We start from the raw sequence: 11,324 nt of genomic DNA, 5'->3' as shown, positions 1-11,324 counted from the left end.
CCCGTGGATGCTAATGACGTATCGCAGGACCTCGAGCGGGTGCTGTTCACCGCAGACCAGATTCAGGCACGCATCGACGAAGTCGCACACCAGATAGACGAAGACTACGCAGGGCGCGACATCCTGCTCGTCGGGGTCCTCAATGGCGCGGTGATGGTCATGAGCGACCTGCAGCGTGCGATGCGCAGCCATGTGGAGATGGACTGGATGGCGGTCTCCTCCTACGGTGCGGGCACCCAGTCGAGTGGGGTGGTACGGATCCTGAAAGACCTGAATGCGGATCTCGAGGGGCGCGACGTCATCGTCGTGGAAGACATCATCGACACCGGCCTGACCCTGTCGTACCTGATGAGCAACCTGGCGTCCCGTGGGCCCGCCAGCCTCGAGATCATGACGATGTTCCGCAAACCCGACGCGGCCCAGATGGAGGTCCCCGTCAAGTACGTCGGGTTCGAGATCCCCAACGAATTCGTGGTCGGCTACGGTCTCGACTTCGCCGGCCGGTACCGGAACCTGCGTGATGTGGCCACCCTCGCCCGACACGTCTACAGCAGCTGAGTCGGCGACCCCGGGCAATCGATGTGCCGCAGGGCGTGTACTGCCGCCCCACGGGTCTGGGAGCTGAGGTGAGCCTGTTGCCCACGCTGGTAAGGTTTCGGTGCGCTGAACATGCAGCAAGAATCGAGATCGGACTGTTTTGCAGAAGTTCTTCAAGAGCCCCCTGACCTGGGTCGTCCTCAGCGTGGCGTTCCTGATTCTCGGCATGCAGCTGCTCAGCTCCATGGCCGGCTTTCAGACCGTTCCCACGTCCGAGACGATCGAGTTGCTCCAAGGCGAGGCGAAACTAAAGGAAGTCACGCTCATCGACGGCGAGCAGCAGATCCAGATCGTCGACGCGGACGGGAAGAAAACCCAGTCCGCATGGGCCGGAAACCAGATCGACGAACTGACTCAGCTCGTCCAGCAGCGCAAGAGCGCAGGCACGCTCGAGGAATGGACCTCAACCAATCCCACCGCGAGCATCTGGACGACGTTGCTCTACACCGGGCTGCCCTTCCTGCTGCTAATCGTGCTCTTCTTCTGGATCATGCGGTCGATGTCGGGAGGTGGCGCGAACGGTCCGCTCTCCTTCGGGAAGTCGAAGGCCAAGCTCGTCTCAAAGGACACCCCGAAGACCACCTTCAAGGACGTCGCCGGCGCCGACGAAGCCGTCGAGGAGTTGGAGGAGATCAAGGAGTTCCTCGCCGAGCCAGCCAAGTTCCAGAAGCTCGGAGCCAAGATTCCCAAGGGCGTCCTGCTCTACGGCCCCCCCGGAACAGGCAAGACCCTGCTGGCACGTGCAGTAGCAGGCGAGGCCGGGGTGCCGTTCTTCTCGATCTCCGGATCGGACTTTGTGGAGATGTTCGTCGGTGTCGGCGCCTCCCGCGTCCGGGACCTGTTCCAGCAGGCGAAGGAGAACGCTCCGGCCATCATCTTCATCGACGAGATCGACGCCGTCGGTAGGCATCGAGGTGCGGGCATGGGCGGCGGTCACGACGAGCGTGAACAGACCTTGAACCAACTGCTTGTCGAGATGGACGGTTTCGACGTGCGCGGCGGGGTGATCCTGATCGCGGCCACCAACCGTCTCGACGTGCTCGACCCTGCCTTGCTGCGCCCTGGCCGCTTCGACAGGCAGATCGGTGTGGAGGCGCCGGACGCCGAGGGTCGCGCGCACATCCTCAAGGTGCACGCCAAGGGCAAGCCGCTCTCCAGCGATGTCGACCTGGTGGCGATCGCCCGACGCACGCCTGGCTTCTCGGGAGCCGACCTGGCCAACGTCCTGAACGAGGCGGCGTTGCTGGCGGCCCGCATGAATGAGGAGATGATCCGCCAGCCGCAACTAGACGAGGCGATCGACCGCGTCATCGCCGGGCCGCAGAAGCGCACCCGACTGATGAACGACCATGAGCGCCTGATCACCGCGTACCACGAAGGTGGCCACGCGCTGGTGGCCGCCGCGATGCCGGGCAACGATCCGGTGCAGAAGGTCACCATTCTGCCGCGTGGCCGAGCCCTGGGGTACACGATGGTGATGCCGGACGCGGACAAGTATTCGCAGACCCGCGGCGAACTGCTCGACCAGATGGCCTACATGATGGGTGGGCGTGCAGCCGAGGAGATGGTGTTCCACGACCCGACGACCGGCGCTGCCAACGACATCGAGAAGGCGACCAAGGTGGCAAGGGCGATGGTGACGCAGTACGGCATGAGTGAGCGCGTCGGTGCAGTGAAGCTCGGCGGGGGCGACTCCGAGCCGTTCATGGGCATGCGGGGCACCGACTCGACCCAGGAGTACTCGGAGTCGATGGCCGCCGTCATCGATGAGGAGGTCGCGGACCTGATCCACACGGCCCATCAGGAGGCCTTCGACGTCCTGATGGAGAACCGGGACGTGCTCGACGAACTCGTGCGGCAGCTTTTCAAGCGGGAGACCCTCAACAAGCAGGAGGTTGCTGAGGTGTTCAAGGCGCTCCGTCGCAGGGAGAAGCGCCCGGCCTGGACCGGTTCCGATCTCAGGATTCCGTCCGACCTGCCGCCGGTTCAGATCCCGCAGTCGGCCGATCAGACACCGCAGGCGCTCCCAGCACATGACGCTTCGGGGTCGGTCGAGGCCGGGCCGGTCGAGCCGGACCGCTCGCCGTGGGCCCCGCCGCAGCCGTGGAATCCGCCGTCGACGCCGCAGAACCGCTGATGGCTGTCGATCTGGCGCGTGCGAGCGCGGCCGTGCGTGAACTGCTCGCCGCCATCGGTGAGGATCCGGACCGCGAGGGCCTGCGTGACACACCTTCGCGGGTGGCCAAGGCGTGGCTCGAACTCGGTGCCGGCTACGACGCCGATGTGGAGGAGATCCTCGGCACCACCTTCGACATCGACCATGAGGAACTGGTTCTGGTCAAGGACATCGAACTGGTCAGCATGTGTGAGCATCACATGCTCCCGTTCACCGGGGTGGCCCATGTCGGCTACATCCCGTCGGCCGTCGGCCGGGTGACAGGGCTTTCCAAGCTGGCCCGGCTCGTCGAGATGTATGGACGTCGGCTCCAGGTCCAGGAGCGGCTGACCACCCAGATCGCCGAAGCCGTCGTCGGCCAGCTGCAGGCTCGCGGGGTGATCGTCGTGATCGAGGCCGAGCACACGTGCATGACCATGCGGGGCGTGCGTAAGCCGGGCAGCCGAACTGTCACCTCGGCGGTTCGCGGGTTGCTGCGTGACCCGGCGACGCGGGCGGAGGCCATGAGCCTCATCCTCGGGAGGTGACGCGTGACCCAGGTGATGGGCATCCTCAACGTGACCCCCGACTCCTTCTCCGACGGGGGGCGCTTCCTCAGCGGCTCGCGGGCCTTGGCACACGCCAGGGAGATGCTCGCACAAGGGGCGACGATCATCGACGTCGGCGGCGAGTCGACCCGGCCGGGAGCTACCCGCGTCACGGCGGAGGAAGAGGCCAGGCGGGTGATTCCGGTTGTGGCGGCGCTGAGCGGCGAAGGGGTGACGGTCTCGGTCGACACCACGCGGGCCGCGGTGGCGGGGGCCGCGGTAGGTGCGGGAGCCAGGATCATCAACGACGTGTCCGGCGGGCTGGCGGACCCGGAGATGTTCTCGGTGGTGGCCGGAAGCGATGTCGACTATGTACTGATGCACTGGCGAGGGCACGCGGCCGACATGCAGGCACTCGCGGCGTATGAAGACGTCGTCGAAGAGGTGGTCTCAGAACTGATCTCCCAGAGGGACGCAGCGGTCGCCGCAGGGGTCGACCCGTTCCGGATCATCCTCGATCCGGGAATCGGCTTCTCCAAGACGGCCGCGCACAACTGGCAGGTGCTGCGTAACCTCGACCGGTTCCAGGAACTCGGCCATCGGGTGCTGGTGGGTGCTTCACGAAAGGCGTTCCTCGGGCATCTGTTGGGCGGGCGCGAACCGCACGGAAGGGACGGCGCCACGGCGGCATTGTCGTTCTGGTCCGCGCTGCATGGAGTGTGGGGGGTCAGGACGCACGACGTGGAGGGCCAGGCCGACGCGATCGCCGTCGCCCTGAAACTGCTCTCGGGCGCCACCCCGCCCGGCGGGTCGGTCCGCGGTGTGCGCTAGAGTCGGAGCGAGCCCCTCGACAAGGAGAGTACCCATCGACCGCATCAACCTCACCGGTCTCCGCGCGACCGGCCACCACGGCGTCTTCGAGCATGAGCGCCGTAATGGTCAACCCTTTGTGGTCGATGTCGAGCTGTCTTTGGAACTCGACACCGCCAGTGATGATCTGAGCCGGACGGTCAGCTATGCCGATATCGCCCGCGAGGTTGAGGCTGTCATCACCGGTGAGCCGCGCGATCTGATCGAGACGGTCGCAGGCGACATCGCGGCTCGTTGCATGGCGCACGGGAGGGTCGAGCACGTGAGCGTCACGGTGCACAAACCTCAGGCGCCCCTCACCCAGGATTTCTCAGACGTTTCCGTAACGATCAGCAGGAGTAGACATGTCTAATGGTCCATTCGATATCGATGTCGACACCTTGGGGAACCTGCGCCCAATCTCCAAAGTGGTGTTGAGTCTCGGATCAAACATGGGCGATTCCGCAGCCATCCTGCAGGAGGCGGTCGAATACCTGGCAGAGACGCCCGACCTCATGATTGTGGATGTCTCCCCCGTGTATCAGACGAAGCCGGTCGGTGTGCTTGAGCAGGATGACTTCCTCAACCTGGTTGTTGTGGCGGAGAGCACCTTGGAACCGCTCACCATTCTCGACCGGGCCGCGGCCATCGAGGAGAACTTCGGCCGGACCCGCGAACTGCGCCACGGTCCACGCACGCTCGATATCGATGTAATCATGGTCGGGAAGCGCATCTCCGAAGACGATATCGAACTGCCACATCCGCGCGCCCACGAGCGCGCCTTCGTCCTCGTGCCCTGGTTGGATATCGACCCCAACGGTGAGATTGCCGGGCACGGCCCGATCGCCGAGTTGATCGATGATGTCGACGTCTCGGGTGTCCTCCGAAGGGACGACATCGTGATCGACGCAAGCACAGGGTTTTGAGCGGGGGTCGAAAGCTCGGCCTGACGACGGCACGGCAGGCGGTCATCTCTGTCCTGGCTGGTGCGGTGGTGTGCTGGCTGATGCTCCTGGTGGTTGAGGCGGTGGGCAGCTATCCACCTGTCGTCCCATGGTCGGTGCCCATCACGCTGGTGGTGCTGGCCGTGCTGGTCGCCATCTACGGTCGGGTACTTCCGCGTCGACGCGAACAGCATCGGGCGTCCCCGCAGGAATCGTTCGCCGCCCTGGGGGTGGGCAAGGCGATGGTGATGACGGGTGCGGTGCTGGCAGGCGCTCACACCGTCTATGTGATGCGGTACCTTCAGCTCTTCGACGCGCCGCTGCCGTCCCAGAGGGTCGTACAGGGCGGCGTCACCATCGTGGCGGCGCTTCTGCTTTCGGGGGCGGGGATCCTGCTCGAACGGGCGTGCGTGATCAAGGACAAGGACGACGAAGACCATCCGGCCTCGGCCGAGCCTGTCTGACTACTACCGCGACATTGCCCGGGCGGGCGACACGCCGGGTCGCTTCGGGTTTGACGGTCTGGCACGGCCTATACTGACCGCATGCCTGGTCGTCGCGCTGCTCAAAAGTCTTCGGAACGCACTCTCGCTCTCACAATCCTTGCGGTCGGCACCGTGGTGTCCCTGGCGTCGATGATCGGGGGAGTGTGGCTGGTACGCGCGGGGGTGGTCGTGGCCATCGTCATGGCCTTCGCCGCAGTGTATGTCGCCTGGCGGGAGTTGGGCGCTGAGCGCGTCCGGCACGCCGGTGAGCTCAAGCACGAGATTGACCTGCGCTCGGAGCAGGCGGAACGATTCCATGACGAGTCGGTCGCCATGATCAGCCGTTTCAACGCCCGGGCCGAGAACCTGCAGGCCGTGATCGCCAAGCTGCGGGGTCAGCTGGCCTCAGCCAAGTCCGAGCTGAGTTCGATGCGCGGCAACGCCGCTTGGCTGCGCGCTGAAGTCGCCGAGCGGCAGGCGCGCGTCGAGGCATTGGAGGCCCGGATCGGCGCGCTTGAGTCCGAAGACACCGCGAACATCGTGCCGCTCCCACGCACTGCCGTCTCGCCGAGCATCGACGATATCTGGGGTGACGATGAGCATCCCACCCTTGTCAACCTCTCGAAGCTGAACCTTGACGAGGTCGCGGATCTCAGGCTGCAGGCCTGAGGCCCCACACGCATCTACTTGTCCGCATCCCCGATGGTGTAGCCGAGGCTGGCTACCACATCGGGGATGCGTTCTTCCGTTGTGCCCGTGAGCGCGACCCCGAGGGCCGAGAGGTTGGACAGGGAAGGCGTGCGTAGCGCGACCCTCCAAGGGGTCGACCCTCCGCGGGAGACCATCAGGCATGAGGCGATCCCCCAGGGCGCCTCGATGTCGACGGTGTGCTCCCCCTCGGGGACCTTGAGTCGACGCGAGAGGCGCGTTGAGACCTCGCCAGCGGGGACCAGTGAGCAGGCCATCCGGATCATGTCGATGGATGTGCCCACCTCGTCGATCAGAACCTCGAAGCGTGCCTGTGCATCGCCTGCCAAGCGCACCTCGGCGGGGCGGAAGAGCTCTGCGTAGGCCAGGTATCCGGTGGCCCTGCGGTCCAGGTCCAGGCCGGCAGCCCTGCCTACCGGTCCGGAGAGCCCGTACCCGAGGCACCTCTCCCGATCGAGGACCGCCAGCCCGCGGAAGCGGGTCTCACGCGCCAGGCAGGCCCGCAGGTCCGCCGACACCCTCGCAGCATCGTCAAGGGGGTCTTCGAGGGACCCCAGCCAGCCGTCCGGCACATCGCTGGCCAGCCCTCCGATGCGGTTCAGCATCGGATGGACGCGGTTGCCTGCCCATGCCAGCACCCGATTCCGGATGTCGTCGACCACGTGCCATAGTCGCGGTGTGACCTCACCGTCTGCGAGATAGCTCAGGAACGCGAGATGACTGTGTACTCGGGCCAGTTCGGCAAGGATCGTGCGAAGCATCGAGGCCCGGGGGGTGGGGGTGAGGCGCATGGCGCTTTCTGCGGTAAGGGTAAGGCTCAATTCTCCGCTCGCGGCCGCTTGCCAGTCGTGGCGATCGGCGAGCATGATCATCGACCTGTAGTCGCGCACCTCGAACAGCTTCTCCGCCCCACGATGCCCGTAGCCGTTCGTGACATCGGCGTTCCGTATCACGCCGTCGTCGTCGAATGCGACATCGACTGTGACGATTCCGGTACTCGTCGGATGGCGATGGCCCAACGAGATCGATTGGCTCCCGCTGCTTGGAAGTTCGCCTATCGAAAACCGTCGGAAGTTGTGCATATGTGTTCTTCCCTTGTGTCTGAACCAACCTGGCTTGTAGGGTTCATTGAGTAACCATATATGAGACAAGAGGAGGAAATCATGGCACGTGAGATCAGAGTATTTCTGAAGGATGACCTAGACGGGTCCGATGCCACCCAGACCGTTGAGTTCGCGCTCTCCGGCACGGCGTACACAATCGATCTGAGTGACGACAACGCGGCCAGGCTGGAGGAGGTGCTCAGGCCCTATATTGAGAACGGCGAGAAGGTAAAGCCGCAGAGGGGTCGCGGTTCGGCGCCCAAGGGGCGACGGAGCGGGACCGCAGAGATCCGCATCTGGGCAAGGGACAACGGGTACGAGGTTTCCGACCGGGGCCGCATCCCGGCAGACGTGCTGGCAGCCTACGAAGCCGCTCACTGAGACGACTCACGTTCGCGGGGGGTGAACCCCGGATCGTTGGATCTCCGTCGAGCGTTAGTAAGCTTGGAGATGCATCTGCCGGACGCGTCCACACGTCAGGCAGCAGGAGGGAAGCTTTTATGTTCGAACGGTTCACCGACCGCGCGCGGCGCGTGATCGTCCTGGCTCAGGACGAGGCGAAGCTGCTCAACCACAACTTCATCGGCACCGAGCACATCCTGCTTGGCCTCATCCACGAGGGTGAGGGCGTCGCAGCCAAGGCACTGGAGTCACTCGGTATCGAGTTGGAGGCCGTGCGTCAACAGGTCGAGGAGATCATCGGCCAGGGGCAGCAGGTTCCGACGGGACACATCCCGTTCACGCCCCGGGCGAAGAAGGTCCTCGAACTTTCGTTGCGCGAGGCGCTGCAGATGAACCACAACTACATCGGTACCGAGCACATCCTGCTCGGTCTCATTCGCGAGGGCGAAGGTGTGGCGGCTCAGGTGCTGATCAAGCTCGGCGCCGACCTCGGCCGGGTTCGCAGCACCGTGCTTCAACTGATCACTGGCTACCAGGGCCGCGAGGCCACCATGTCCGGCGCACCCGAAGCAGGCCCCGAGAAGGGGAGTTCGCAGATCCTCGACCAGTTCGGGCGCAACCTGACGCAGGCGGCGCGCGACAACCAGCTGGATCCCGTCATCGGTCGCACCAAGGAGATTGAGCGCGTGATGACCGTGCTCAGCCGCCGCACCAAGAACAACCCCGTGCTGATCGGGGAGCCTGGTGTGGGAAAGACCGCAGTCGTCGAGGGCCTCTCGCAGGCCATCGTCCGTGGTGATGTGCCGGAGACCCTGCGCGACAAGCAGATCTACACACTGGATCTCGGGGCGCTCGTGGCCGGCTCGCGTTACCGTGGCGACTTCGAGGAGCGCCTGAAGAAGGTCCTCAAGGAGATCAAGACGCGCGGCGACATCATGTTGTTCATCGACGAGATCCATACCCTGGTGGGTGCGGGTGCCGCCGAAGGCGCCATCGACGCCGCCAGCATCCTCAAGCCAATGCTGGCGCGCGGTGAGCTTCAGACCATCGGCGCGACGACGCTCGACGAGTACCGCAAGCACATCGAGAAGGACGCCGCCCTTGAGCGACGCTTCCAGCCGATTCAGGTGGCCGAGCCGTCCGTCGCGCTCACCGTCGACATCCTGAAGGGGCTCCGAGACCGCTACGAGGCTCACCACCGCATCACCATCACCGACGAGGCGCTGGTGGCTGCGGCGACCATGGCCGACCGCTACATCCAGGATCGTTTCCTGCCCGACAAGGCTATCGACCTGATCGACGAAGCGGGCGCGCGGCTCAGGATCCAACGGATGACCGCTCCGCCCGATCTACGCGAGTTCGACGAGGCGATCGCCGCGAACAAGCTGGAGAAGGACGCGGCGATCGATGCCCAGGACTTCGAGCGAGCGGCGCGGCTGCGTGACGAGGAGCAGAAGCTTCGCGCGCAGCGGGCCGAGAGGGAAGAGGCCTGGAAGCAGGGCGACTCCGATATTCCGGCCGTGGTGGGTGAAGAGGAGATCGCGGTTGTGCTCTCCGGTTCAACGGGCATTCCGGTGTTCAAACTCACCGAGGAAGAGTCGCAGCGGTTGCTCCGCATGGAGCAGGAACTCGGCAAGCGCTACATCGGGCAGGCAGATGCCGTCAAGGCGTTGTCCCGCTCGATCCGCCGTACCCGTGCAGGACTGAAGGATCCGAAGCGGCCAAGTGGGTCGTTCATCTTTGCGGGCCCATCGGGGGTCGGGAAGACCGAGCTGACCAAGGCGCTCACCGAGTTCCTGTTCGGTGACGAGAGCGCCTTGATCACGCTCGACATGAGCGAATACTCCGAGAAGCACACCGCGTCCCGGATGTTCGGATCGCCTCCGGGATACGTCGGTTATGAGGAGGGTGGCCAGCTCACCGAAAAGGTGCGCCGCAAGCCGTTCTCGGTGGTCCTGTTTGATGAGATCGAGAAGGCGCACCCTGACATCTTCAACTCGCTGCTCCAGATCCTGGACGAAGGTCGCCTGACCGACGCCCAAGGGCGGGTCGTCGACTTCAAGAACACGGTCATCGTGATGACCACAAACCTCGGTACCCGTGACATTTCGAAGTCCGTGAACCTGGGCTTTGCCAAGGCCGGGGATTCGGAGTCGAGCTACGAGAAGATGAAGGCGAAGGTCTCGGACGAGCTGAAGCAGCACTTCCGTCCCGAGTTCCTGAACCGCGTGGACGAGGTCGTCGTGTTCCATCAGCTCACGCCTGAGGACATCGAGAAGATCGTCGACCTCATGGTCGCGCAGATCGAACAGCGGCTGAAGGACAAGGACATGGGCATCGAGCTCACGCCCGCAGCCAAGACGCTCATCGCCAAGCGTGGGTTCGATCCGGTGTTGGGAGCCCGGCCTCTGCGCCGCGCCCTTCAGCGCGACGTCGAGGACATCCTGGCCGAGAAGATCCTGTTCGGGGAATTGTCTGCCGGGCAGATCGTCCAGGTCGACGTCGCTGAGCCGGGCTCGGAGTTGCCCTTCCGGTTCACCGGGGTGGCAAAGGTCGACGACGCGGTCCTTGAGCAGGCGGCCGGCACAGAGTAAGACAGGTCGTGTTGTGAGGAGCGGCCCACCCGTGAGGGTGGGTCGCTCCTTCGCGTTGCGGTGGTTCGCTGCTGTTCAGGTGGCGGCGTTGCCAGCAAGTGCGGCCATGACGGCGACGATCCCAGCACCGAACACCACGAGCGCTACCACGAGCGGGAGCAGCCCGTCCGCGAGTTTCGCCGAACCGGCCTTCAGCGTGCGGTGTGTGTAGTTGTAGCGGGCCCGGGACCAGTACCCGATCACGATTCCGGCTACCGCCCCGACCACGGCGCAAACCCAACTCCATGGGCCGAGGGCGTCGGCTTCGATCCGGGAGAAGGCCAGGGCGCCGATGGAGATCGAGAGTGCGGTGCGTTGCCACGCGAGCCTCGTGCGCTCTGGTTGCAGCCCCGGGTCGAACGGAGCGCCGCTCATCGCATCAGGAACGCCAGGGCGACGAGCACGGCGCTGACGGACACGCTTACGGTGATCGGTATCCCGAGAGGGGACGATGGCAGGGCGGTGTTGTTGCGAAGCGCACGTTCGTTGCGTGCCCAGCCGTAGTAGGCCAACGGTGCCGCGGCGACGGCGGTGAGCATCAGAATCAGGGAAGCGGCCATGCGTAGGGCGTCGTTCAGGCCGAGACCGAGCACCTCGAGTGCGACGCCGCCGGCGAGCAACGCCAGCGAGGTGCGGATCCAGGACAGGAAGGTGCGTTCGTTGGCCATGGTGAACCGCGGATCGGGTTCGGAGCCGGTTCCGTAGACGAATCTGGGGAAACGCTGCCTCGCCATGGTCGTTAGCCTACCGGTGCCTCGGGGTCGGAGGCGCCGATCGGGATGCCGCCGTCACCAGGGGAGGCGGCTCGTTACCAGCGTTGGTTGGTGGTTACCAGGGGTAGGGCTCGTTACCAACGGAATACGGTTGGTGTCGAGCGATAGTGCTGGTGACGCGTCCGGA

13 protein-coding genes are annotated in these 11,324 nt (G+C 64.8%); 10 read left to right on the top strand and 3 right to left on the bottom strand.

Going from position 1 to position 11,324, the window contains the following annotated elements; translation table 11 throughout:
• Window positions 1–3: 3 nt before the first annotated feature.
• From hpt to BUC15_RS09345, 8 genes are all read left to right on the top strand, one after another.
• Window positions 4–558: a hypoxanthine phosphoribosyltransferase gene (gene hpt / locus BUC15_RS09380; RefSeq protein ID WP_073187464.1), complete on the top strand. Its 555-nt coding sequence runs from the start codon at window positions 4–6 to the stop codon at window positions 556–558.
• 139 nt (window positions 559–697) lie between these two features.
• Window positions 698–2,734, top strand: a complete 2,037-nt coding sequence (gene ftsH / locus BUC15_RS09375; protein WP_073187462.1) for an ATP-dependent zinc metalloprotease FtsH — start codon at window positions 698–700, stop codon at window positions 2,732–2,734.
• Window positions 2,734–3,300 (top strand): GTP cyclohydrolase I FolE, encoded by a 567-nt coding sequence (folE, locus tag BUC15_RS09370; protein ID WP_073187520.1) that lies wholly within the window; start codon window positions 2,734–2,736, stop codon window positions 3,298–3,300. The genes ftsH and folE overlap by 1 nt, the downstream gene beginning before the upstream one ends.
• Before the next feature lie 15 nt (window positions 3,301–3,315).
• The gene (gene folP / locus BUC15_RS09365; protein ID WP_139280186.1) at window positions 3,316–4,131 is read left to right on the top strand and encodes a dihydropteroate synthase; all 816 of its coding nucleotides are present in this window, start codon (window positions 3,316–3,318) and stop codon (window positions 4,129–4,131) included.
• A complete protein-coding gene (gene folB, locus BUC15_RS09360) occupies window positions 4,121–4,522 on the top strand; it encodes a dihydroneopterin aldolase (protein WP_217652185.1) in 402 nt (133 codons plus the stop codon). The genes folP and folB overlap by 11 nt, the downstream gene beginning before the upstream one ends.
• Window positions 4,515–5,075 (top strand): 2-amino-4-hydroxy-6-hydroxymethyldihydropteridine diphosphokinase, encoded by a 561-nt coding sequence (gene folK / locus BUC15_RS09355; RefSeq protein ID WP_073187459.1) that lies wholly within the window; start codon window positions 4,515–4,517, stop codon window positions 5,073–5,075. Before folB ends, folK begins: the two co-directional genes overlap by 8 nt.
• Window positions 5,072–5,557, top strand: a complete 486-nt coding sequence (locus BUC15_RS09350) for a DUF3180 domain-containing protein (protein WP_073187457.1) — start codon at window positions 5,072–5,074, stop codon at window positions 5,555–5,557. The genes folK and BUC15_RS09350 overlap by 4 nt, the downstream gene beginning before the upstream one ends.
• A gap of 81 nt (window positions 5,558–5,638) precedes the next feature.
• Window positions 5,639–6,247 (top strand): hypothetical protein, encoded by a 609-nt coding sequence (locus BUC15_RS09345; protein WP_139280184.1) that lies wholly within the window; start codon window positions 5,639–5,641, stop codon window positions 6,245–6,247.
• Between the two features lie 14 nt (window positions 6,248–6,261).
• On the opposite strand, the gene BUC15_RS09340 is transcribed toward BUC15_RS09345, so the two are convergent.
• A complete protein-coding gene (locus tag BUC15_RS09340; RefSeq protein ID WP_175558286.1) occupies window positions 6,262–7,305 on the bottom strand; it encodes an NADH-quinone oxidoreductase subunit D-related protein in 1,044 nt (347 codons plus the stop codon).
• Window positions 7,306–7,449: 144 nt separating this feature from the next.
• On the opposite strand from BUC15_RS09340, the gene BUC15_RS09335 reads away from it, so the two are divergent.
• On the top strand, window positions 7,450–7,770 hold the full coding sequence (locus tag BUC15_RS09335) for a histone-like nucleoid-structuring protein Lsr2 (protein WP_073187451.1): 321 nt from the start codon (window positions 7,450–7,452) through the stop codon (window positions 7,768–7,770).
• Between the two features lie 119 nt (window positions 7,771–7,889).
• Window positions 7,890–10,385 (top strand): ATP-dependent Clp protease ATP-binding subunit, encoded by a 2,496-nt coding sequence (locus tag BUC15_RS09330; RefSeq protein WP_073187449.1) that lies wholly within the window; start codon window positions 7,890–7,892, stop codon window positions 10,383–10,385.
• A gap of 75 nt (window positions 10,386–10,460) precedes the next feature.
• Here the strand turns inward: BUC15_RS09330 and BUC15_RS09325 are convergent, their stop codons facing one another.
• Both BUC15_RS09325 and BUC15_RS09320 read right to left on the bottom strand, forming a co-directional pair.
• Window positions 10,461–10,799 (bottom strand): DUF202 domain-containing protein, encoded by a 339-nt coding sequence (locus BUC15_RS09325; protein WP_073187447.1) that lies wholly within the window; start codon window positions 10,797–10,799, stop codon window positions 10,461–10,463.
• On the bottom strand, window positions 10,796–11,158 hold the full coding sequence (locus BUC15_RS09320; protein ID WP_073187444.1) for a YidH family protein: 363 nt from the start codon (window positions 11,156–11,158) through the stop codon (window positions 10,796–10,798). The genes BUC15_RS09325 and BUC15_RS09320 overlap by 4 nt, the downstream gene beginning before the upstream one ends.
• Window positions 11,159–11,324 lie beyond the last annotated feature (166 nt).

The sequence above is a fragment of the Tessaracoccus bendigoensis DSM 12906 genome (assembly GCF_900141915.1).
Classification (GTDB): domain Bacteria; phylum Actinomycetota; class Actinomycetes; order Propionibacteriales; family Propionibacteriaceae; genus Arachnia; species Arachnia bendigoensis.
This window is presented reverse-complemented; position numbering and strand designations above follow the sequence as displayed.

What these genes read in the sequence shown, in the direction of transcription:
- folE (WP_073187520.1), top strand. Translation starts at nt 2,734, where the DNA reads ATGGCTGTCGATCTGGCGCGTGCGAGCGCGGCCGTGCGTGAACTGCTC.
- folP (WP_139280186.1), top strand. Translation starts at nt 3,316, where the DNA reads ATGGGCATCCTCAACGTGACCCCCGACTCCTTCTCCGACGGGGGGCGC.
- folK (WP_073187459.1), top strand. Translation starts at nt 4,515, where the DNA reads ATGTCTAATGGTCCATTCGATATCGATGTCGACACCTTGGGGAACCTG.
- BUC15_RS09345 (WP_139280184.1), top strand. Translation starts at nt 5,639, where the DNA reads ATGCCTGGTCGTCGCGCTGCTCAAAAGTCTTCGGAACGCACTCTCGCT.
- BUC15_RS09335 (WP_073187451.1), top strand. Translation starts at nt 7,450, where the DNA reads ATGGCACGTGAGATCAGAGTATTTCTGAAGGATGACCTAGACGGGTCC.
- BUC15_RS09330 (WP_073187449.1), top strand. Translation starts at nt 7,890, where the DNA reads ATGTTCGAACGGTTCACCGACCGCGCGCGGCGCGTGATCGTCCTGGCT.
- BUC15_RS09325 (WP_073187447.1), bottom strand. Translation starts at nt 10,799, where the DNA reads ATGAGCGGCGCTCCGTTCGACCCGGGGCTGCAACCAGAGCGCACGAGG.
- BUC15_RS09320 (WP_073187444.1), bottom strand. Translation starts at nt 11,158, where the DNA reads ATGGCGAGGCAGCGTTTCCCCAGATTCGTCTACGGAACCGGCTCCGAA.